Annotated in this window: 23 protein-coding genes; 10 read left to right on the top strand and 13 right to left on the bottom strand. The window is 60.3% G+C overall.

Features of this window, described 5'->3' with window-relative positions:
* Window positions 1-114: 114 nt before the first annotated feature.
* On the top strand, window positions 115-669 hold the full coding sequence (locus tag LQK84_RS02650; RefSeq protein WP_230827036.1) for a DUF1269 domain-containing protein: 555 nt from the start codon (window positions 115-117) through the stop codon (window positions 667-669).
* A 42-nt stretch (window positions 670-711) separates the two neighbouring features.
* Here LQK84_RS02650 and LQK84_RS02645 read toward each other — a convergent pair whose 3' ends face one another.
* On the bottom strand, window positions 712-1,596 hold the full coding sequence (locus tag LQK84_RS02645) for a polysaccharide deacetylase family protein (RefSeq protein WP_230827035.1): 885 nt from the start codon (window positions 1,594-1,596) through the stop codon (window positions 712-714).
* Between the two features lie 125 nt (window positions 1,597-1,721).
* On the opposite strand from LQK84_RS02645, the gene LQK84_RS02640 reads away from it, so the two are divergent.
* Window positions 1,722-2,447 carry a lysozyme inhibitor LprI family protein gene (locus LQK84_RS02640; protein ID WP_230827034.1) on the top strand — a complete coding sequence of 242 codons (726 nt, stop codon included), beginning with the start codon at window positions 1,722-1,724 and terminating at the stop codon, window positions 2,445-2,447.
* An 88-nt stretch (window positions 2,448-2,535) separates the two neighbouring features.
* Here the strand turns inward: LQK84_RS02640 and LQK84_RS02635 are convergent, their stop codons facing one another.
* Window positions 2,536-4,410 (bottom strand): ABC-F family ATP-binding cassette domain-containing protein, encoded by a 1,875-nt coding sequence (locus LQK84_RS02635; RefSeq protein WP_230827033.1) that lies wholly within the window; start codon window positions 4,408-4,410, stop codon window positions 2,536-2,538.
* A 186-nt stretch (window positions 4,411-4,596) separates the two neighbouring features.
* Between LQK84_RS02635 and LQK84_RS02630 the strand changes: the two genes are divergently transcribed.
* Window positions 4,597-5,205 carry a hypothetical protein gene (locus LQK84_RS02630; protein WP_230827032.1) on the top strand — a complete coding sequence of 203 codons (609 nt, stop codon included), beginning with the start codon at window positions 4,597-4,599 and terminating at the stop codon, window positions 5,203-5,205.
* Here LQK84_RS02630 and LQK84_RS02625 read toward each other — a convergent pair whose 3' ends face one another.
* A complete protein-coding gene (locus LQK84_RS02625; RefSeq protein ID WP_230827031.1) occupies window positions 5,206-5,904 on the bottom strand; it encodes an EF-hand domain-containing protein in 699 nt (232 codons plus the stop codon).
* A 384-nt stretch (window positions 5,905-6,288) separates the two neighbouring features.
* Here LQK84_RS02625 and LQK84_RS02620 point away from each other — a divergent pair, with 384 nt between their 5' ends.
* The 3 genes from LQK84_RS02620 (at window position 6,289) to LQK84_RS02610 (ending at window position 9,665) form a co-directional block, all read left to right on the top strand.
* Window positions 6,289-6,933, top strand: coding sequence for a LysE family translocator (locus LQK84_RS02620; protein ID WP_230827030.1), 645 nt, complete (start codon window positions 6,289-6,291; stop codon window positions 6,931-6,933).
* An 88-nt stretch (window positions 6,934-7,021) separates the two neighbouring features.
* Entirely contained in the window at window positions 7,022-8,824 is a 1,803-nt protein-coding gene (locus tag LQK84_RS02615; RefSeq protein ID WP_230827029.1) for an acyl-CoA dehydrogenase, read from the top strand.
* A gap of 178 nt (window positions 8,825-9,002) precedes the next feature.
* Window positions 9,003-9,665 (top strand): ZinT family metal-binding protein, encoded by a 663-nt coding sequence (locus LQK84_RS02610; RefSeq protein WP_442966862.1) that lies wholly within the window; start codon window positions 9,003-9,005, stop codon window positions 9,663-9,665.
* A gap of 119 nt (window positions 9,666-9,784) precedes the next feature.
* Here the strand turns inward: LQK84_RS02610 and LQK84_RS02605 are convergent, their stop codons facing one another.
* The gene (locus tag LQK84_RS02605; RefSeq protein ID WP_230827027.1) at window positions 9,785-10,297 is read right to left on the bottom strand and encodes a DinB family protein; all 513 of its coding nucleotides are present in this window, start codon (window positions 10,295-10,297) and stop codon (window positions 9,785-9,787) included.
* Between the two features lie 136 nt (window positions 10,298-10,433).
* On the opposite strand from LQK84_RS02605, the gene LQK84_RS02600 reads away from it, so the two are divergent.
* The gene (locus LQK84_RS02600) at window positions 10,434-11,126 is read left to right on the top strand and encodes a glutathione S-transferase family protein (RefSeq protein ID WP_230827025.1); all 693 of its coding nucleotides are present in this window, start codon (window positions 10,434-10,436) and stop codon (window positions 11,124-11,126) included.
* A gap of 25 nt (window positions 11,127-11,151) precedes the next feature.
* Here the strand turns inward: LQK84_RS02600 and LQK84_RS02595 are convergent, their stop codons facing one another.
* Both LQK84_RS02595 and LQK84_RS02590 read right to left on the bottom strand, forming a co-directional pair.
* The gene (locus LQK84_RS02595) at window positions 11,152-11,694 is read right to left on the bottom strand and encodes a YbhB/YbcL family Raf kinase inhibitor-like protein (protein WP_230827023.1); all 543 of its coding nucleotides are present in this window, start codon (window positions 11,692-11,694) and stop codon (window positions 11,152-11,154) included.
* 39 nt (window positions 11,695-11,733) lie between these two features.
* Window positions 11,734-12,609, bottom strand: a complete 876-nt coding sequence (locus LQK84_RS02590; RefSeq protein ID WP_230827022.1) for an AraC family transcriptional regulator — start codon at window positions 12,607-12,609, stop codon at window positions 11,734-11,736.
* A 202-nt stretch (window positions 12,610-12,811) separates the two neighbouring features.
* On the opposite strand from LQK84_RS02590, the gene ndk reads away from it, so the two are divergent.
* Window positions 12,812-13,234, top strand: coding sequence for a nucleoside-diphosphate kinase (ndk, locus tag LQK84_RS02585; protein ID WP_109858063.1), 423 nt, complete (start codon window positions 12,812-12,814; stop codon window positions 13,232-13,234).
* Between the two features lie 159 nt (window positions 13,235-13,393).
* Window positions 13,394-15,043 carry a methyl-accepting chemotaxis protein gene (locus LQK84_RS25195; RefSeq protein ID WP_330166391.1) on the top strand — a complete coding sequence of 550 codons (1,650 nt, stop codon included), beginning with the start codon at window positions 13,394-13,396 and terminating at the stop codon, window positions 15,041-15,043.
* A 62-nt stretch (window positions 15,044-15,105) separates the two neighbouring features.
* On the opposite strand, the gene LQK84_RS02570 is transcribed toward LQK84_RS25195, so the two are convergent.
* Complete coding sequence (locus tag LQK84_RS02570; RefSeq protein WP_230827021.1) at window positions 15,106-15,621, bottom strand: hypothetical protein; 516 nt, start codon at window positions 15,619-15,621, stop codon at window positions 15,106-15,108.
* Window positions 15,618-16,166 carry a CGNR zinc finger domain-containing protein gene (locus LQK84_RS02565; protein WP_230827020.1) on the bottom strand — a complete coding sequence of 183 codons (549 nt, stop codon included), beginning with the start codon at window positions 16,164-16,166 and terminating at the stop codon, window positions 15,618-15,620. Before LQK84_RS02565 ends, LQK84_RS02570 begins: the two co-directional genes overlap by 4 nt.
* A gap of 63 nt (window positions 16,167-16,229) precedes the next feature.
* Here LQK84_RS02565 and LQK84_RS02560 point away from each other — a divergent pair, with 63 nt between their 5' ends.
* Entirely contained in the window at window positions 16,230-17,126 is an 897-nt protein-coding gene (locus LQK84_RS02560) for a branched-chain amino acid ABC transporter permease (RefSeq protein WP_230827019.1), read from the top strand.
* 4 nt (window positions 17,127-17,130) lie between these two features.
* On the opposite strand, the gene ung is transcribed toward LQK84_RS02560, so the two are convergent.
* From ung to uvrC, 5 genes are all read right to left on the bottom strand, one after another.
* Window positions 17,131-17,820: a uracil-DNA glycosylase gene (gene ung, locus LQK84_RS02555; RefSeq protein WP_230827017.1), complete on the bottom strand. Its 690-nt coding sequence runs from the start codon at window positions 17,818-17,820 to the stop codon at window positions 17,131-17,133.
* The gene (locus tag LQK84_RS02550) at window positions 17,817-18,284 is read right to left on the bottom strand and encodes a molybdenum cofactor biosynthesis protein MoaE (RefSeq protein ID WP_230827016.1); all 468 of its coding nucleotides are present in this window, start codon (window positions 18,282-18,284) and stop codon (window positions 17,817-17,819) included. Before LQK84_RS02550 ends, ung begins: the two co-directional genes overlap by 4 nt.
* Window positions 18,285-18,289: 5 nt before the next feature.
* Window positions 18,290-18,547 (bottom strand): molybdopterin converting factor subunit 1, encoded by a 258-nt coding sequence (gene moaD / locus LQK84_RS02545; RefSeq protein WP_230827015.1) that lies wholly within the window; start codon window positions 18,545-18,547, stop codon window positions 18,290-18,292.
* Entirely contained in the window at window positions 18,544-19,131 is a 588-nt protein-coding gene (gene pgsA / locus LQK84_RS02540; RefSeq protein ID WP_230827014.1) for a CDP-diacylglycerol--glycerol-3-phosphate 3-phosphatidyltransferase, read from the bottom strand. The genes moaD and pgsA overlap by 4 nt, the downstream gene beginning before the upstream one ends.
* A 164-nt stretch (window positions 19,132-19,295) precedes the next feature.
* On the bottom strand, window positions 19,296-21,323 hold the full coding sequence (gene uvrC, locus LQK84_RS02535) for an excinuclease ABC subunit UvrC (RefSeq protein ID WP_230827012.1): 2,028 nt from the start codon (window positions 21,321-21,323) through the stop codon (window positions 19,296-19,298).
* Window positions 21,324-21,332 lie beyond the last annotated feature (9 nt).

Genomic DNA, 21,332 nt, shown 5'->3' with positions numbered 1-21,332 from the left:
CTGCCTGCGTCATTTTGTCGAGCGACGAATTTGAGCCCTCCACAACCGTGCAGTTGTCATACTGCCTCCCCATATAAAGGGGAGAGGCAACCTGTTCAGGAAAGGACCCAGATCATGTCTGAACTCATCGTCATCGGCTACAACACCCAGGCGCAGGCGGAAACGGCGCGCGAGGCGTTGTTCAAGCTGGCCAAGGAATACCTGATCGAGGTCGAGGATGCCGTGGTCGCGACTGCCGAACCGGACGGGCAGATCAAGCTGCACCAGATGGTCAATCTCTGGGCGATGGGTGCCTCCGGCGGCGCCTTCTGGGGCCTTCTGGCCGGTCTCGTCTTCCTCAACCCGCTGGTTGGTGTGGCAGCCGGTGCGGGCGCTGGTGCGCTTGCGGGCGCCTTGTCAGACTATGGCATCAACGATGGCTTCATGAAGGAAGTCTCGTCCATCCTTCAGCCCGGCCAGGCGGCCCTGTTCATTTCGGCCAAGCGTGCCACGTCTGATCGCGTTGTCGAGGAAATGAGCAAGCACGGCGGCCGCATCCTGCGCACCAATCTCGACCGGAGCCAGGAGCAGACGCTGCGCGAAGCCTTTGACAAGGCGCGCAGCGAGGTTCTGTCAAAGGACGCGCCCGCAGCCGCAGCCAAGCCTGCCGAAGACCCGGCCTGGGACTGATCGCACGGGCACCCTTGAGGCGGGCCGCAAAGGCCTGCCTTGTCAGGGCTCGGCGGACGCGACAAGCGCGCCTTCGGGCGTGCGGCTGCGGCGATAGCGCAGCGTCACGATGCTGTAGCCTTCGTCCTCCAGCCGCGAGAGCAGGAGCGGCAGCATGGCCACCGTGCGGGCATGGATGTCGTGCATCAGGATGATGCCCTTGCGCTGATGGTGGATGACGGCCATCGTCCGTTCCAGAACCGCATTCGGGCTGCTCTTGAAATAGTCCTTGGAGTCGATGTTGACGTCCATGACCACGGTGCCGCGGTTGGCGAGCGCCGAGCGGATCTTCCGCGTGTCTGCAAGATAGGGGAAGCGGAAGAAGCCGACCGGTGCATCGACGGCGTCGCTGACGGCATGTTCTCCCTTGTCGATCTCTGCCATCGCCGTCTCGAAGTTCAGCGCCGCGAGGTTCCTGTGGCTGAATGTGTGGCTGCCGATGGAATGGCCACGCCGCACGACGTCGCGGGCGATTTCAGGATGGCTGCGCGCCATCTGCCCGATCATCATGAAGCTCGCCTTGACGTAGAAACGATCGAGCACATCAAGGATCTGCTCGGTCTTTCCGGGCATCGGCCCGTCATCGAACGTGAGGATGAGCTCCTTGTCGGCCAGGCGGATATCCGAGATCGAACCGACGGAGAGCGTGCGGCCTGCAAGTCCGCCACCGGAAAAGATGCTTCGCGAGCGGGTCGGCGATTCCGGCTTCATCCAGGCAGTCGGCTCCATCTTCACGGGTTCGTTGGCGCCGAGCCGCCGATGTTCGCCCGATGCCGGCGCATAGGCGGTCTTCAGGGAAGGTCCGCCCTCTTTCTCCGGCTTGGTGGTATTGCAGCCGGCCAGCATGAGGCAGGACAGCGCGGCGGCAAGTAAGGGCTTAATCTGCATGAAGGAATCGCTCGGGAAAATCGGAAGAAGGAATGTCCGATCATTTGGCGATTATGGTTAATCAATCGTTGCAGACGGCTCGCTTGTACGGAATATTACGCGAATTCTGCTCGTTCGGAGGGGCCATGCCGACTCGCATTCTCATCGTTCTGCTGGGACTGGTCCTGGCGCCGTCCTGTTTTGCCGCGAGCTTCGATTGCGGGAAGGCGAAAAGCGCCGACGAAGTGGCGATCTGCGGCAATCCGGAACTCTCGCATCGGGACATGATTGCGGACGAGATGTATCGGAAGGCGGTCGAAGTCGCGGGCGCGAGCGCCGCGAAGCCTCTGGCGCGCAGCGCACTGCAGGAGCGCGCGGCCTGCGGCAGCGACGTCGCCTGCATCGCAAAGGCGCAGCAGGGCCTTGTCGATGCGCTTGCCGCGCTGATTGACGACAACAATGGCGGCGTCGAGGAAGGTTCCAAGATCAACTATGGCAGCCGATTGGGCATGCAGGTGACCGTCACCAGCGTGAGGGGAATTGGCACGAGCCGCGCGGTCGTCGAGGTCGAGCACACCCGCGAAGATGCGACAACCTATTGCCGGGACTATGTCCAGAAGGTCACGCCGAAATGTATCCAGGACGAGCTGGCGGTGGATATCGGTGGCGAGTTTTCGGGAAACTGCCAATCCGGTGAATTCGAGACGCTGACGGGCGACGAGCTCATCTTCAAGGGCGTCAGCAAGACCGAAGACATGGCCGACTACGAGATCGTCGTGAAGGAGACCGGCGAAATTCTCGATGGATCGTCCGCCAGCGGCTACCCTGTCGTCCTGGACCAGTTCCTGACGCTCTGCCCGAACCGGAGATAGAGCGTTTCAGTGCGGATACGCTCTATCTCACTGTTTTGAGCATGTGCGGAAACGAAGCCGGTTTCCACTTTCGTTGGAATTGCGCTGATCAGGCCCCGCCGATCTCTTCGAGCTCCGTCGACAGCGCCAGCCATTCCTCTTCGCTGGCCTCGAGCTTCTTCTGCGCATTCGCCCGCGCGGTCGTCAGGTCTGCTGCGCGGCCGGGGTTCTTGGCGTAGATTTCCGCATCGGAAAGCTCTGTGTCGATGCCTTGAATCAATCTCTCAATGCGATCGATCAAGCCCTGGATTTCATCGATCTTTTTCTTCAGCGCAATCGGGTTGGAGCGCTTCTGCGCGGCTGGCTTCTCGGCCTGCGCGGCGGACGCACCCCCGCTCTCCTTCTTCTGCGACGCCTTGCCGGCGGAAATGACGAGATCGCGATACTCTTCCAGATCGCCCTCGAAGACCTTCACCGTGCCGTCGCGCACCAGCCACAGCCGGTCCACCGTCGCCTCGATGAGGTGGCGGTCGTGCGAGATCAGGATGACGGCGCCCGTGTAATCGTTCAGCGCCTCGATGAGCGCGCGGCGGCTGTCGATGTCGAGATGGTTGGTCGGTTCGTCGAGGATGAGCAGGTTCGGCGCATGGAAGGCCGAAAGGCCCATGAGCAGCCGCGCCTTCTCGCCACCGGAAAGGTCCTTGGCGGCGGTATCCATCTTCTCGGTCGGCAGGCCCATCTGCGCGACGCGCGAGCGGACCTTGGCTTCCCCCTCCAGCGGCATCAGCTTGCGCACATGATCAACGGCGCTCTGTTCCGGGATCAGGTCGTCCAGCTGGTGCTGCGCGAAGAAGCCGATCTTCAGGTTCGGCGCGATGGTGACGTGGCCGCCCTCAGCCTTCAGGCGGCCGGAAATGAACTTGGCGAAGGTGGACTTGCCATTGCCGTTCGAGCCGAGGAGCGCAATGCGGTCATCGGTGTCGATGCGCAGGTTCAGGTTCTTCAGGATCGGCTTGCCCGGCTCATAGCCGACGGCACCCTTTTCGATATGCACGATCGGGGAGGCGGCCTCCTTTTCCGGATCGGGAAAGGTGAAGCCGGCGACGCTCTCATGCACGACGGCGGCGACCGTGCCCATGCGCTCCAGCGCCTTGACGCGGCTCTGCGCCTGCTTGGCCTTGGTCGCCTTGGCCTTGAAGCGGTCGATGAAGCTTTGCAGATGCTTGCGCGCCGCCTCGTTCTTGGCGCGTGCCTTCATCTGCAATTCTTCAGCCTCGGCCTTCTGCCGCTCGAACTGGTCATACGGCCCGCGATAGAAGGTCAGCTTCTTCTGGTCGAGATGCACGATCGAGTTGACCGCCGAGTTCAACAGGTCGCGGTCGTGGCTGATGATGATGACCGTGTGCGGATAGCGCTTGATATAGTCCTCAAGCCAGAGCGTACCTTCAAGGTCGAGATAGTTGGTCGGTTCGTCGAGCAGCAGCAGGTCGGGCTCCGAAAAGAGCACGGCGGCCAGCGCCACGCGCATCCGCCAGCCACCGGAAAAGCTTTTCGCCGGGCGCTTCTGCGCCTCGTCGTCAAAGCCAAGACCGGCGAGAATGGAGGCTGCGCGCGCTTCCGCCGAATAGGCGTCGATATCGGCCAGCCGCACCTGGATTTCGGCAATACGATGCGGATCGGTGGCGGTTTCCGCCTCCTTCATCAGCGCCGCACGCTCCTTGTCGGCCGCCATGACGATCTCGATCAGCGGCTCGTCCGTGCCCGGCGCTTCCTGCGCCACCTGACCGATCCGCGCGCCCTTCGGATAATTGACGGTGCCAGATTCCGGCGACATCTCGCCCGTGATGATCTTGAACAGCGTCGACTTGCCGGCGCCATTGCGCCCGACAAGACCTGCCTTGAACCCGGAGGGCAAGGTCAGCGATGCATCGTCAATGAGAAGGCGCCCGGCAATGCGGGCCGTGAGGCCTGAAATCGTGATCATGATGGCGGGTTTAATGGCCGACGTTGGCGGGGATGGCAAGGGGGATGGCGCGCCTACAAAACTCGTGTCGCTACTTGTATAAGTGAATGTCGCCGTTATTCTGTATTGGTGGCTGAATCTGTTTCTGCGCTATGCATGATATATCGAGCTAGAAGCAAATTTCTGTAAATATGATATAGGTTTAGTATGAGCAAAGCATACATAAATATCAAAAAATTCGGAATTCTCCTGCCTTCTTTTTTGTCAAAAAAAGCCTTTTTTAATTTTTATTGTATTTTTATTTCAGCAGTTAGTCTTACGTTTCTAATTTACACGCCATTTTTATATTCTGATTTCGCACGAGTTAGAAACTGGTGCTATGTCCCTTATGTTGGAACAAGCGCAGATTTTCTCCGGGAGGTTTCTGTTCATGCTTTACTTATGGTTGTGCCTGCGGTTTTCTTGTCTGTAACTATATTGGGGTTATTGAGGAGCAGAAATATTATTGCTAATATATCTATTTTTATTTATGGGTACTTTTTGGTGGTGGTAGTTTTTGCCATGTATTTCTACACTTTTGGTATCACCGCAACAAAGGAAGGGCAGGCGTCTCTCGGGGTGGCGTCTGGAGAAATCGCGAAAAATATATATGAATACCTATATTTTTCTTTGGCGAACTCTATATTCATGACGACCCCAGAGTTCGCCCCTTGTCCATCGCTACGTGCTGCCGTTATTCTTCAACGAGTATCTTCTCTTGTTGTAGCATTTGGAGCAGGTCTTGTAGGGTCTCGAATCACAAAGCTCATTGAGTGACTATGTTCCAAAAAGTGCGGACACTTCTTTGTCGCGTGGGAAAACTTCATACTCGCCTAAGAACCAAGCGTCTTCCATGTATAGGCTGCCGTTTTCCGTGTTGGCATACGCCACCATTTTCTCCCCGCCGTACGGACTTTCTTCTGGGGAATAATTTGCTGGAATAGAAACAATACTGAAGTTCGCCAGAGACCTTAATTCTTTTGGATCGAACTTGCCGTCTCCATCGTCGAGCCAAATTGCAATCTTTTCCAATTCTTTGCCGGAAATGTTTCCGTCATGATTCTTGTCAAAGCTCTTTAGCTTTTCGAACCCATTTTCGTAGCCGCCATAATTCGCGAAAAGCCAACTGCCATCTATCTCTTTGGGTGGAATCCCTCGTCTCAAATCCAATAAGAATCCGTCTGTGTTGGGTTTTACCCAGTCAATCTTTCGTCTGCCATTACCTTGGAGGTCAAACTCCACAAAGTGTGGCATTGAGAATATGGTGTAGACTTGCCGACGCGCGGTGGTGAAGCCTGTAACATCAATTGCGCCATTTCCATTTAGATCGACCACAATTGGACAATCGCCGGAAATTGCCTGCTTAACAGAGATTAGATAGAGGAAGAGTGCGGATAGCGGTGCACTTATCATCAATAAAATGAAAAGTGGTATGATGCTCGAAGTCTGCGTGGCTTTATGGGAACCTGCTGACATGCTAGACCTGCTACTCTTATGTCTATTTGTAAGTGGATCAAGAGTCGCAGAATTTTGACGAAAGCTCAACACAGTATCCAAGGCCGCGCGCTAAAATTGATGCGACTTGCAAGGCTATCCTCCAATCTCAGAGGGCGAGAACGCGGGGCCGTTCTATAGCGTTTCCAGCAGAAAACGGAATCACCTGAAGCGCTCTATCTATTTGTTTTCACGCAATTCCGAACACGAAACCGGTTTCCACTTTCGCTGGAATTGTTCTAGAAGGTTATTCGTCAAGATGTGGACGATCAGTCTCCGTAAGCGGACTGCCGCTTCGGCAACAACGGCGTATACTTACATTGCAAGTAGATGCGAGTCGGCATGCGATCGCGAACGGGGACATCCATGGACATATACGCACTCGGCGCTGCCGTCATCGCAGGCTTTGTCTATGGCATCACGCCCGGTCCCGGCGTGCTGGCCGTCTTCGGCATCGGCGCCGATCAGGGGCGGCGCTCGGCGGCTGCGTTTCTGACAGGCCATCTTGCGGGCGATGTCGTCTGGTCGACGCTGGCGCTGGTCTCCATTGTCGGCGCAACGGTCATCGGCTCGACCGTCTTCGATATCCTGGGTCTGATCAGCGGAGCCTATCTCTTCTGGCTCGGCTGGCGGGCCGTCACGGTCAAGCGCCGCTCGCAGGAAGACATGAGCGCCGCGCGCATTCGCCGGCCCATGCTGCACGGCCTGACCTTCGGTCTCACCAATCCGAAATCCTATCCCGTGGCGGTCGCGACGCTCACCGCGCTGCTCTCCGCCAAGGCCGGCCTGCTCACCTTCGCCATGCTGCCGGCGCTGGTCGCGGCAACCTTTGTCGGCGGTCTCTTTGCCTATGTGATCCTGATCGGCATTGTCGGCATGTCCGCCATCCGCAGGCTCTATCGGCGTCATGAACTCTGGGTGACTCGGCTGAGCGGCATCATGTTCATCGGCTTTGCCGTTCACGCGATCATGCATGCCGCCCCCGGTCTCATGAACGCCCGCAAGGCTTGATCGGCAACCCGTCCACTCTTGAACAATCGCGCATTCCGGTGCATGTTGACCGCAACATACCGGGTAGTATGTTCTGGAGGAGATGCCCATGTCCCTGATCGTCGATCGCCGCCATATCGATTTCCTGCTCTATGAGTTTCTGGAGGTCGAAACGCTTTTCTCGACGGAGCGCTATGCCGCGCATGACCGCGCCGGCGTGACCGCGATGCTCGATAGCGCCGAGGCGATTGCCGAGAAGCATTTCCAGCCCATTGCAGCCAAGCTCGATGCCAATGAGCCGAAGGTGGTCAACGGCAAGGTGGAGATCATCCCCGGCGTCAGGGAGGCTCTGCAGGCCTTTGCGGAGGCCGGCTTCTTCGCCACTGTCTTCGATGAGGAGGATGGCGGGCTGCAATTGCCCATGTCGGTGCATCTTCTCGCCGCCGGCATCTTTCAGGTCGCCAACCAGCCGATCGCCAACTATGCCTTTCTCACCATCGGCAATGCCAACATGCTGCGCGCCTTCGGGTCTGAGGCGCAGATCGCTCTCTATCTGCCGCCCATGCTCGAAGGCCGCTGGTTCGGCACGATGTGCCTTTCCGAACCGCAGGCTGGCTCCTCGCTTTCCGACATCACCTGCAAGGCTGAACCGCTGGGGGATGGCACCTATCGTCTCTCCGGTTCCAAGATGTGGATCTCCGGCGGCGACCATGAACTGGCCGAAAATATCGTCCACATGGTTCTGGCCAAGATCCCCGGCGGCCCGGCGGGCGTGAAGGGCATCTCGCTCTTCCTCGTACCGAAGACCCGCGTGAATGAAGATGGCAGCCTCGGCACCTCCAACCACATCGGGCTCGGCGGCTTGAACCACAAGATGGGTCAGCGCGGCACGACCAATTGCCTGCTGAACTTCTCCGATGGCGGCGACACGATCGGCACGCTGGTGGGCGCGGAAGGGCAGGGGTTGGCTTGCATGTTCCACATGATGAACGAGGCCCGCCTCGGCGTCGGCCACACGGCGGTCATGGCAGGGTTGGGCGGCTATCTTTTCTCGCTCAACTATGCCCGCGAGCGCCTTCAGGGCCGCCATCCGCAGGACAAGAACCCGGCCTCGCCGCAGGTGCCGATCATCGAACATGCCGATATCCGCCGCATGCTGCTGGCCCAGAAGGCCGCTGTCGAAGGTGCGATGGCGCTGACTGCCTATTGCGCGCATCTGACCGACCTAGAAAAGGTCGAGCCCGATGCCGGGAAGCGGGCAGACCTCCACCTGCTCCTCGAAATCCTCACCCCCGTCGCCAAAAGCTGGCCCTCCGAGCACTGCCTGGAGGCCAATAAATGGGCGATCCAGATCCTTGGTGGCTATGGCTACACGCGCGATTTCCCGGTCGAGCGCTACTATCGCGACAACCGCCTGAACCACATTCATGAAGGCACCTATGGCATTCAGGCGCTCGACCTGCTCGGCCGCAAGGTGCGGATGAAGGACGGCGCGGCGCTGAAAATCCTGTTGGGCGAAGTCACGGTGACCACAAGCGCTGCTGCCTCAACCGGTCTGGCGCAAGAGGCCAAGGCGCTGAACGATGCCATCGGCGCGCTCGGCGCAGCGCTGGAGGCCGTTGCGGCAGGTGGCGATGCCAACCGGGCGCTTGCCAACGCGACGCTCTTTCTCAATTCCTTCGGCCATGTGGTCATCGCCTGGCTCTGGCTGAAACAGGCATTGATTGCTGAAAAGGCCTTGGAGGGTGAAAAAGACGAGGGCACCGAGACGATCTTCTATCGCGGCAAGCTCGGCGCCTGCCGTTACTTCTTCCGCTATGAATTGCCGAAGGTCCATGCCGAACTGGCGCTTGTCGCATCGCTGGATACGACATGCCTGGATTTTGCCAGTGAAGACTTCGGCGCACTATAACGTGTCGCACCTGTTTGTTTCTGATCAGATGACTTTGGAAAACCTTGCCGTATCGCAGTGAATGTACGGAATAACCTGCGCGGTCGCTTGACGCACCCCGCATGAGCCGATACATGCGCCAACGGCATGTAATTTTATAACATTACATGCCGTTGGCAACACAAGGAGGTCCAGAACAATGGCATCGAGGCTTATAAAATTTGTGGGCATGGCAGCTTTGGCCGCAGGCGTGCTTTGCGCTCCGCAATTCATGGCGGTCGGCGCTGTAAATGCGGCTGAAAAGGCCCATACCCACGACCACGGCTCGGACCAGGTCTACAAGGGCTATTTTGAGGACGCTGATATCAAGGATCGCACGCTGGCCGATTGGCAGGGGGATTGGCAGTCTCTTTACCCGTTGCTGAAGGATGGCACGCTCGACAAGTTCCTGGAGCACAAGGCCAAGTCCGGTGACATGACGGTCGATCAGTATCGCGAATATTACACCAAGGGCTACGCAACCGATGTGGACCGCATCGTGATTGCCGGCGACAAGGTGACGTTCTATCGCGCTGGCAAGCCGACAGAGGCCACCTATGCCGATGATGGCCGCGAGACGCTGGCCTATAAGAAGGGCAATCGCGGTGTTCGCTACATCTTCAAGAAGACGTCGGGCGATGCCTCCATGCCGCAATATATCCAGTTCAGCGATCACCGCATCGCGCCGGAAAAGTCGGGCCACTATCATGTTTTCTGGGGTAATGATCGCGCCGCCACGCTTGCCGAGCTGAACAATTGGCCGACCTATTATCCCGCCGACCTGAGCCGCGAGGATGTCCTGCACGAGATGATGGAACATTGATGCCGCGGAGCCTTGCGGCTTCAGGCGTCATTCCCGGAGATATCCTGACCGCATTCAGCAATCGGGATATCTGCCTTGCATGAGGTCGGGCGCAACGGTCTTCGTTGCGCCCGATTGCGTCAGATAAAGGCTCTGCATTCCTCTGTCCGTTGATAAGCGATGAGGTCGAGGCAGATCGATGGCCCGCCGAGCGTCGTCAGGATCGCATGCGCCTGTCCGCGATGGTGGGTCTGATGGTTGAAGATATGGACAAGCGCCGGGCCGAGCCTCTGTGTGACCGGCTGCGGCGAGGTCATGGGCGTATAGGTGAAGTTTTCGCCAATCGCCGCATCGCTCAAGTGATCGACCCAGTCGATGATCCGCTCATCCTCGACCTGCCGCGCCGCATGCAGCGGCTCGAACTCGGCAAACAGTATTTCATTCAGCCGGCTTGGCATCGGGCCGCTGCCGGTAAAGCGGTTCAGCCAGATGCGATCAGCGACCAGCAGGTGGTTCAGCGTCGCCGCAAGCGACCCGAAGAAGGCGCCCGTCGGCTGGTTGAATTCTTCGCGGGTCAGCTTTGCAGCCTCTGCATAGAGAAGCGCGTTGGCCCATCGGTTGTAATATGCGAACATATTGAAATGTTGAAGCATTCTCATTCCTCCCGATGTGTAGATGGATCGTAGTCCGAAGTGGTGCCGCTTTCACCCCCTGCATCATGACAATTGATGATTGGACCATCATCGCATTTTATCCTGATCTCAAAAGAATATCCCCTTGGAGTGAAACATGCCCCTGATCCTTTACGGCCTTTGCGGTGAAGACCCGTCCATTCATTTCTCCCCTCATGTCTGGAAGGTGATCATGGCGCTGCGCCACAAGGGCCTCGATTACGAGTTCCGCCCGGTGGCGTTCACGGAAATCCCGAAGCTGGAAGACGGCTTTTCGCCGACGGTGCCGATCCTGAGGGACGGCGACAGGCTCATCCGCGAAAGCTTCGACATCGCGCTTTATCTGGAAGATGCCTATCCGGACCTGCCGAGCCTGTTCGGAGGCGAGGGCGGTCGCGCCATGGCGCGCTTTGTCGAGGGCTTCAGCCAGACAGTGCTCCATCCCGCCATCACCAAGATCGCGGTTGCCGACATCCACAATCTGCTCGCGCCAACCGATCGTGTCTATTTCCGCAAGAGCCGCGAGGCGCGGCTTAGCCAGACGCTTGAAGAACTCGCCTCCAACCGCTTCAGCGAGGTCGGCGAGTTTCCGCGCAAGCTCGAACCCATCCGCCACACGCTGAAGTTCCAGTCGTGGCTTGGCGGCGACGGGCCGCTCTTTGCCGACTATATCCTCTTCGGTGCGTTCCAGTGGGCGCGGGTCACCGCGTCGGTCGACATCCTGAAGAGCGATGATCCGGTGCGCGCCTGGTTCGAGCGTTGCCTCGATCTCCATGGTGGCATTGGCAGGCAGGTGCCCGCCGCTGCCTGAGCAGCGGCGGAAGCCGAGGATTTGCTTACTGGCCGTAGGTCACGGTCAGCTTGGCGCTGCCGAGCGCGTTGGCATTCGTCATGAAGCCGATCAGCGCGCCGCTGGTCTCTGCCGTCAGCGGCAGCTTGTCCACCTTCAGCGCCGTCAGCGTGAAGACGTAGCGGTGCGGTGCACCCGGCGGCGGGCAGGCGCCGGTAAAGCCCGAATAGCCGGAATCCGCATGGCTCTGGATCGCGCCTTCCGGTGCGCCCTTGTCTGCCGTGATGCCGGCGGCAAGTTCGCTTGTCTTGGCCGGAATGTTGAACATCACCCAATGCCAGAACCCGGAACCTGTCGGAGCGTCGGGGTCATAGAGGCTGAGGACGAAGCTTTTCGTTCCTTCCGGCGCGCCGCTCCAGGAGAGTGCCGGAGACACGTTGCCGCCCTTGCAGCCGAACGAATTGCCGACCTGCTCCAGCGGCAGCGTGCCGCCTTCCTTCAGGGTCGGGCTGGTCAGTTTGAAATCGGCAGCGAGCGCCGTGGACGACGAAATGACGAGGGCGACGAGGCCCAGAACCGCTTTGCGCATGTTGATCTCCTTCATGCTGATGCAATCGGGAGACTACAGTCACTCCGCCGCCTGCGCCGCTCCGGGGCGATCGGTTTCAAGCCCGATCCGCTCTGTTTGCGGGCTCGGAACCCTGATCGCGGTTGGCGCAAGCCCGAAGCGCGCCCGAAACCGGGCCGCGAACTTTGAGGGCGACTTGTATCCGACTTCGAAGGCAATGCTGGTGACCGGCATTTCGCTGGCCTGTAGCAGGGCGAGTGCGATCTGCATGCGCACGTCTGAAACGAGATCGGTGAGCGTGGTTCCGGAGACGGCAAGCTTCCGGCGCAGCGACGGCTGGCTCATCGCCACGGTCTGGGCGATGTCCGCGGCCTGCCATTCGCGGGCAGGGTCGCTGCCGATCAGGCTGCGGATGCGCTGGACGAGCTGGTCGCCCCGTTTGCTTGCCGCATCAATGCCCGACTGCCGGAGCCAGAGAACGATCTCGCCGACGACATGCCGCGCGATGCCCTCGGGGAGGTCCTTTGCCATGAGTGTGTCGCGGCCGCGGGCGAAGGCCTCCAGAAACCCGGCTTCCGGCTTGAGCCGCCGGGGGCTGATGGCCGCCTGCGCCGATCCTCTTTCGTCCGAATAGGAGGCAACGAGCTCGGGCGAGAGAACGATCCCTTCCGCGTGGTAATCGTTGTCGACACCCACCTCGTTGACGATCGTGCATTCGAGCCCCTGCGGCAGGAAGATGCATTCGCCGGGAGAGGCCGTGACCGTCACGCTGCCCGCCGTCACGATCTTGCGGCCGCGCTTCACGAGGATCACGGAGGGCTGATCGATGGTGAAGCGGCGGAACTCCCCGGGTGTGGCCTGATGAATGGCATAGTGCGAAGCAATGCCGGGCATCATGTGCATCAAACGCGCGGGAATGGTCGATAGAGGGTTCATTGATGGAAGGGTCCTGGCAGAAATTTACTCTGACGTTCAGACAGAATAGGACCCTTTGCGCCCGAGGCAAAGGCAGTCGCCTGCTTTTGTCGGTCGGAATTGCTCTGCCAGCCATTGTCCCCGCGCGTCCCCCCTTGTTTTGAGGCCGGAAGGAAGGTATTGAGCGGCCCAAATTCCCCATAAAACCCAAGGAATAAAAGACATGGCAATTGAACGTACCTTCTCGATGATCAAGCCGGACGCCACCAAGCGCAACCTGACCGGTGCCATCACCAAGATGCTCGAAGATGCCGGCCTGCGCGTCGTTGCTTCCAAGCGCGTCTGGATGAGCAAGCGTCAGGCTGAAGGCTTCTACGCCGTTCACAAGGACCGTCCGTTCTTCGGCGAACTGGTTGAAGGCATGACCTCTGGCCCGACCGTCGTTCAGGTTCTGGAAGGCGAAAACGCCATCCTGAAGAACCGAGAAGTCATGGGCGCAACCAACCCGGCAAACGCTGCCGAAGGCACGATCCGCAAGGTTCACGCGCTTTCGATCGGCGAAAACTCGGTTCACGGTTCGGACGCTCCGGAAACGGCTGCCGAAGAAATCGCTTATTGGTTCTCGGGCACCGAAATCGTCGGCTGATCCGATCCTATCTTGCTGCATTCAGCAGTCGTCGCGGGAGCCTTCGGGCTCCCGTTTGCGTTTCAGGAATATCGTTAGCGAATACTTAAGCGTCTCGCGTTAATCATCCTCCCTTACTGTATGGTCGATGCAGTTGTTTGATTGGGAGAGGAGAGAGACATGGCTAACGCAGGTGCTGATCGCATGAGCCGGGAATTGACGAAGACATTGAGTCTCGCCGGGCTTGACGATCAGAAGAAGGCCGCTCTGCGCACGATCGCCGAGCCGTTGAAGCAGGCTCTGCCGCCAGCGCTGAAATCAACGCACGATGCGGCCGCCGCGTTCCCCGATCTTGCGCCCATCTTTGCCGATCCCAAGGTCCGCGAGGCGCTCTGGAATTCTCACCTTCAGCGCTGGAGCCACGTTCTTGAAGGTCGGCTGGAGGAAGTCCTTCAGGCCAGCCTGACGGGGGCCAATGCCAAGGGCAAGTCGGGCGTCAATCCGAAATATCACATTGTCGGGCTCGGCATTTGCCTGGGCAAGATCGTCTCTTCCGTCGTTCAGCAGAGCTTCAAGCCGCGCGGCTTTCTGAAATCCGGAGCCGACGCAGAGAAGGTCGGCGAAGCGCTCGATGCCGTGGTCCGCGCAACCTTCATCGATATCGGACTTCTTCTGGAGCTTTACGCGCAGCGTACAGAGGCCGACCAGACGGAGGCCCTTGCCGAACAGGAACAGCAATCCGACCATCGCGGCGCGCTCTTTGGAGCAGCGCTCTCGGCGATCGCGTCGCGGGATCTGGAACATCGCATCAACGAAGATCTGCCGGGTGTGTTTGGCAAGATGCGCGACGATTTCAACCAGGCTGCCGAACAGCTCGGCGCCGCCATGGCGGATATCGATGGCAGCGCCGCCAATATCAATGCAGGTGCAGACGAGATTTCCCGGGCGACGGAAGATCTGGCCCGCCGCACCGAGCAGCAGGCCGCCTCCATCGAGGAAACGGCCGCAGCGCTTGAAGAAATCACGACCACCGTCAACGAGACCGCCATGCGCGCGGAAGATGCCGGCAAGCTGGTGAAATCCACGCAGGAAAATGCGATCCAGTCGGGCCGGGTTGTCGAGAAGGCGGTCGATGCCATGAGCGAGATCGAGCGCTCGTCAGACGAGATCTCCAATATCATCGGGGTGATCGACAACATTGCCTTCCAGACCAATCTTCTTGCGCTCAATGCCGGCGTTGAAGCCGCGCGTGCGGGCGATGCGGGCAAGGGCTTTGCCGTTGTGGCGCAGGAGGTTCGTGAACTCGCGCAACGCTCTGCCGCTGCCGCCAGAGAGATCAAGGCGCTGATCACCAAATCGTCGGAACAGGTCAAGGCCGGCGTGCAGCTTGTCGGCGAAACCGGCAAGGCACTGGAAACGATCATGAGCCAGGTCTCCGACATCAACACCAATGTCGTGGCGATCGTTGATGCGGCGAGGGAGCAGGCGACCGGTCTCAAGGAAATCAACCAGTCGGTCAGTTCGCTGGATCAGGGCACGCAGCAGAACGCGGCCATGGTCGAGGAAACCTCTGCGGCCAGCCGCGCTCTGGCGGACGAAGTCGCCCGCATTGCCAACATGACGCAATCGTTCCGGACCGGCAGGCGCAGCGAAGTTTCGGCGGGGCAGACGCCCAGAAAGCCGGCGGTCGCCAAGCCCGCCATCACGATGGCCTCGCCGGCAAGCCACAGGCAGGCCGCAAAGCCCGCGCCTCAGCGCCAGCAGGCCGCCTTGGCCAAGGCCTTCGGCGGCAGCGCAAAGCCGGCAGAGGCGAGCTGGGAAGAGTTCTGATCACCGAGTGCGATCCCGCACAACACACAAGACGCCGCGGCCCGCCCGCGGCGTTTTCGCGTTCAGGCCTTCGGGCAGTCCGTGTCGGGGCTGTAGTCCGCCTCGCCGCCCTTGACGAAGACCTTCGGGTTCATGTCATAGGCCGGGCCGACGACGATGGAATTCTTGGGCAGGATGGTCTGGTCGAGCGATGAGATCACCGTCGTCTCGACCGTCTGGATCTTGTTCGCATCCGGTCCGAACAGGCTGACCGCCACCCTGTAGGGCTTGTCCTTGACCACGCAGCGCAGCGGCGGGCTTTCCAGCGCCAGCTTCTCCCAGAACGGGAAGATCTTCTGCGTGATCTTCAAAGGCTCGCCGCCGGCGGGATTCTCGAAACTCGCCTCGACATAGCTGCCGTCCGGGATCTTGCCCTGGAAGTCGAAGGCGAGATTGTAGGTCGCCTTCGAGATGCGGTAGTTGAAGATGAAGAGCTTGCCGCTCAGTTTCAGCGGCTCGGTGGCGTCGCCCCTCTGGCAGCCGGCCAGCGCCAGCATGGCCGTCATCGTCACCACCGGGATCATCAGAAGCCTCGTCATGATGCATTCTTCTCCTGTCTTTTCCTGTGATAATGCAGGCGCGCTTTCGCGCGGTTGCCGCAGACCGCCATGTCGCACCAGGCGCGGCTCCTGTTTTTGCTGCGGTCGAGAAACAGCCATTCGCAATTCGGGCAAATCTTGAGAGCGGCACTCCGCGACGGCGAGACGAGCCTCAGCGCCGACATCGCCGTCTCGAAATCGAGGTCGCCCGATTGTCCGGCTCGGAGCGCCCGAGCGATCTCTTCCAGCAGATCCGCAAGCAGCAAGGCGGACGGCACACCCTTCGCCTCGGCACGGAAATGCCGGTCGATAGCCTCGCGCAGCGCGATCAGCGATGCGACGCGCCCAACCGGCAACGGCGAGAGCGCCTGAGCCGGCTGCTCCAGGCAAAGCCGCGTGGCAGCCTCGGGAAAAGCCTCCAGATTGGCCGGATCGGCAAAGCGGTCGATGGAACGCGCGGGATCGAAGCGCAGAATGACGCTGTTGGCGACATCCAGCGCCAGCGCGCCGCCCGAAAAGCGATGATGGGTCCAAGAAAAGGCCATGCCGCATTATAACTGGTAAAAGTGGTTTTACCAGTTATAATGTTGATCGAAGGGGAGGTGGCCGTGGCTTATATCCTGCAGCAATCCGTCAACGGCATTCCGCTGGCCGCGCTCTATGCGCTGCTGGCTTTCGCCTATTCGGTCGCCTTTGCTGTCACCCGCCGCGCCGACATCACCATCGGAGCGCTGTTCGCCTTTTCCGGCCAGATCTTCGCGCTCTTCTTCTTCATCGCCTGGCAACGCTACTGGCTGGTCCTGCCGCTCTGTCTGGCGATCGGCGCGGCGGCGGCCTTTCTCTATACGGGGCTGGCGGCGACGGTCATCGGCCGGCATGTCCTGCAGCCCCTGGGGCGGTCCGAGCCCCATGCGGTCATTGTCGGCGGCTTCGCGGTGATGATCGTTCTCATGGAAATCGCCCGGCTGGCATCGGAAACCCGCTCGATCTGGCTGCCGCCGCTTCTCAAGACGCCCGTGACGCTTCTCTCCGTTGACGGCTTTGCGGTCACTCTGACTGAGATGCAGATGCTCAACATCGCGCTCATGCTGGGCGTGCTGGCGCTTCTGGCGCTTTGGCTGGCGCGCGCCTCATGGGGGCGTCGCTGGAAGGCCGTGCGAGACGATCCGCTCGCGGCCGAACTGCTCGGCGTGGACAGCCGCTCGGTCTTCATCGAGGCCTATGTCGGCGCGGCGCTGGTCGCGACATTCGCCGGCCTGCTGATGACGGCCTATTACGGCACGATGGATTTCGGCGCGGGGCTCATGTTCGGTTTGAAGGTCGTCATGCTCGGCGCGCTGGGCGGTTATGCCTCACCACTGAAATCGGCCGCCGGTGGCGCGATCCTCGGCTTTGCCGAAACGCTCTGGACCGCCTTCGGGCCGCTGGCGCTGCGCGATATCGTGATGTTCTCGGCGCTGGTCTATATTCTGGTCATGACGCGGCGCGAGCAACTGGCGCCGTGATCCGTCACACGCTTTCGGGCAGCTTCCAGTCGATTTCCGTCATCCCCTGATCGCGCAGGAAAGCGTTGGTCTTGGAGAACGGCTTGCTGCCGAAAAAGCCGTTATGGGCGGATAGCGGCGACGGGTGAGGGGACTTGATGACCAGATGGCGTTTCGCGTCCACGAAGGCCGCCTTCTTCTGTGCGTAGGAGCCCCAGAGGATGAAAACGACCGGATGCGGCAGTTCGTTGACCTGCCGGATGACGGCGTCGGTGAACTTTTCCCAGCCCTGACCCTGATGCGAGGCCGCCTGGCCGCGTTCGACCGTCAGGACACTGTTGAGCAGCAGCACGCCCTGCTTCGCCCAGCTTTCCAGAAAGCCGTGGCGGGCGGGCACGATGCCGAGATCGCTTTCCATTTCCTTGTAGATATTGACGAGCGATGGCGGCGACCGCACGCCCGGCTGCACGGAGAAGCAGAGCCCATGCGCCTGCCCGTCGCCGTGATAGGGATCCTGTCCCAGAATGACGACCTTGACCTTGTCGAGGGGCGTGAGATCGAGCGCGCGGAAATATTCAGAGCCTTTCGGGAAAATCCACTTCCCGGCCTCTCTCTCGGCCTGCAGGAATTGCTTCAGCTGCGTCATGTAGGGGCTGGCGAATTCGCCGGCGAGCGCCACTTTCCAGCTTTCCTCCAGCCGCACGGTCTCGCTCATGGCTTCACCCATTTGTCGCGTGCCGAATCGTCCTCGTCCTTGGCGGCAACCCAGGCGCCATGCGAGCCATCGGCATTGTGTTCCTTCTTCCAGAAGGGGGCGGCGGTCTTCAGGAAGTCCATGACATAGTTCGCGCCATCGAAGGCCGCCTGCCGATGCGGGGCCGTGGCGCTGACGAGAACAATCCGCTCGCCCGGCATGATCTTGCCATAGCGGTGGATGACCGAGAGGCCGATCAGCGAGAAGCGACCGACCGCGTCTTCGGCAATGCGCTGAAGCTCGGCTTCCGCCATGCCGGGATAATGTTCGAGCTCAAGGGCGGATAGCCGGCCACCTTCGTCGCGGCAGAAGCCGGTGAACTGCACCAGCGCTCCCACACCCGGCCGCCCCTCCGTCAGGCGCGCAGCCTCGGCCGAAGGATCGAAATCCTCGTGCTGGACGGCGATATGGAGCGTCAGAGACATGAGGCTCAGCCTCCGGTCATGGGCGGGAATATGCCGATTTCGCGGACGCCCGCAATCTTCTCCGAGTGGTCCGCATGTTCCTGATTGAGTGCCACGCGGATCGCTTCCGGAAACCTCAAGGCCTCGTCATACTCTTCGCCGAGCGTCTTGAGATAGGCGAGCAGTTCACCAACCGTCGTCACCTCTGCCGGTAGGTCGAGGTCTTCCTCGCCCTTTCCGATCTTCTCGCGCACCCAGGCGAAATAGACGAGTTTCACGCTCATTCTTCATCCACCACATGTTTCAGGCCGGCGCGGAAATAGTCGTAGCCGGTATAGATGGTGATGATCGCAGCCGCCCAGAGCAGCACGATGCCGACGAGCACGGTATGGGGCACATAAGCCTCGCCCGCCGGACCCACGATGAGGAAGCCGATCGCAATCATCTGGATCGTCGTCTTCCACTTGGCGATGCGGGTGACGGGCACGGAGACCTTCAGCGCGGCCAGATATTCGCGAAGCCCCGAAACGAGAATTTCACGGCAGAGGATCGTGATTGCCGCCCAGAGCGACCAGCCGGCGATCGTCCCGTCGGCGGCCATCAGCAGCAGGATCGACGAGACAAGCAGCTTGTCAGCAATCGGGTCCAGCATGCGGCCGATATTCGACGTCTGCTTCCAGATGCGGGCGAGATAGCCATCGAAGAAATCGGTGATGGAGGCCGCCGCAAAAAGCCAGAAGGCAATCCAGCGCGCAAAATTCGTCGCATGCAGATGTCCTTCTATGAAGAAACAGAGCACGATCAGCGGGACCGTGATGATCCGGGCATAGGTGAGAAGATTGGGAATGTTATAGGCGCGGGATGCCATTTTCGCGGATTCGCCTGTTCAGTTTATGGGCATAAGAGAAGCCCTTGCGACTCAAAGGTCAACGCCGAGCTCAGCTTATCTCATGAAATATTGGTGAAATCCGCGCGTTCAATGGCAGGCGCGACAAAAATGCGAGATGCTGCGCCAATATCAGCGTGGCCGGCTCAACCCGGCCCCTCGTGAAAATGATTGTAGACGAGACGGGCAACCGATTCCGAAATGCCTTCGACCGTCATCAGATCGGAAATGCCGGCGCGGGACACCGCCTTCGCCGTGCCGAAATGCTTCAGCAGCGCGCGCTTGCGCTGTGGCCCGATGCCGGCGATTTCGTCGAGCGGGTTCTTGACCATCTCCTTCTTGCGCCGGGCGCGATGCGAGCCGATGGCGAAGCGATGCGCCTCGTCGCGCAGACGCTGGATGAAATAGAGAACCGGATCGCGCGGCGGCAGCGAGAAATCCGGGCGTCCTGTCGCAAAGAAGCGCTCGCGCCCGGCATCGCGGTCGACGCCTTTGGCCACGCCGATGGCCGTCACGGCATTGGTGATCCCAAGCTCTTCGAGAATGGCGCGCACGGCCGTCATCTGCCCCTGGCCACCATCGATGAGGATGACATCGGGCCAGGCCGGGAAGCCGCGATCCTCGGCATCAGCGGTTTGCGGCTGTGTGCGGTCCGGAATTCCTTCTTCCTTGATCAGCCGCGAGAAGCGCCGCGTCATCACCTCGCGCATCATGCCGAAGTCGTCGCCCGGCGTGATCTCTTCCGACTTGATGTTGAACTTGCGGTATTGATTCTTCACGAAGCCTTCCGGCCCCGCCACCACCATGCCGCCGACGGCATTCGTGCCCATGATATGCGAGTTGTCGTAGATCTCGATGCGGGTCGGGACATAGGAAAGCTGGAACGTCTCGGCAAAACCCTTGAGCAGCCGCGCCTGCGAGGATGTCTCGGCAAGCTTGCGCCCATGCGCCTCGCGCGCATTTCCCAGAACATGCTCGATCAGGTCGCGCTTCTCGCCGCGCTTCGGCGCCAGGATTTCCACCTTGCGGCCCGTCTTTTCGCTGAGCGCTTCGGAAAGAAGGTCGGCCTCCTCGACATCTTCCGAAAGCAGGATCTGCCGGGGGCAGGGCTTGTCGTCATAGAATTGGGCGAGGAAGGCATTGAGCACCTCTCCGCTGGTGAGTGCCGAATCGGCGCGCGGGAAATAGGCGCGGTTGCCCCAGTTCTGCCCGGTGCGGAAGAAGAAGACCTGAATGCAGGTGAGCCCGCCCTCGTGATGGATCGCGAAGGCATCGGCATCCTCGACGCTGGCCGGATTGATGCCCTGATGGCTCTGCACATGCGAGAGACCGGAAAGCCGGTCGCGCAGCACGGCGGCGCGCTCGAAATCGAGATCGTCCGCGGCTTCCGCCATAGACTTGGCGATCTGTTCCTTCACCGCCTTGCTCTTGCCCGAGAGGAAATCGCGTGCTTCCGACACCAGTTCGGCATAGCCCGCCGTGCTGATCTCGCCCGTGCAGGGGCCGGAACAGCGCTTGATCTGGTAGAGCAGGCAGGGGCGCGTGCGCCCCTCATAGGAACTGTCGGTGCAGGTGCGCAAGAGAAAGGCGCGCTGCAGCGAATTGATCGTGCTGGCCACCGCCGTTGCCGAGGCGAAGGGCCCGAAATAGTCGCCCTTGCGCGCCCGCGCGCCGCGATGCTTGTAGATCGCAGGTGCCGGGTGATCGCCAGTCAGAAGGATATAGGGAAACGACTTGTCGTCGCGCAGCAGAACGTTAAAGCGCGGGCGCAAGCGCTTGATGAGATTCGCTTCCAGCAGAAGCGCCTCGGTCTCCGTCCGCGTCGTGACGAATTCCATCGCGGTCGTGGCGGCGACCATATGGGCGATGCGGTTCGAATGAACGCGCCCCTGCGCGTAATTGCCGACGCGCTTCTTCAGCGAGCGGGCCTTGCCGACATAAAGAACGTCGCCCTTCGCGTCTAACATCCGGTAGACGCCCGGGCTGTTCGGCAATTGCTTGACATATTCGCCGATCAGTTCGGCGCCAGTCAGGCCGGTGGCGGCGGCAAGGTTTTCCGACCACTCGATGGCCGGCGCAGGTCCGGCCTCGACAGCCTCCGGCAAATCGTCCTCATCGTCTTCGGGCGTCTCGCCATAAAGGACGCCACCATCTTCCAGCTTGCCGCTCGTCATTCCGCCTTA

Origin of the sequence: Rhizobium sp. C4 (genome assembly GCF_021026315.1) — a bacterium.
Taxonomy (GTDB): domain Bacteria; phylum Pseudomonadota; class Alphaproteobacteria; order Rhizobiales; family Rhizobiaceae; genus Ensifer_A.
Note: the sequence above shows the minus strand (reverse complement) of the source record. Positions and strands in the feature narration are given on the sequence as shown.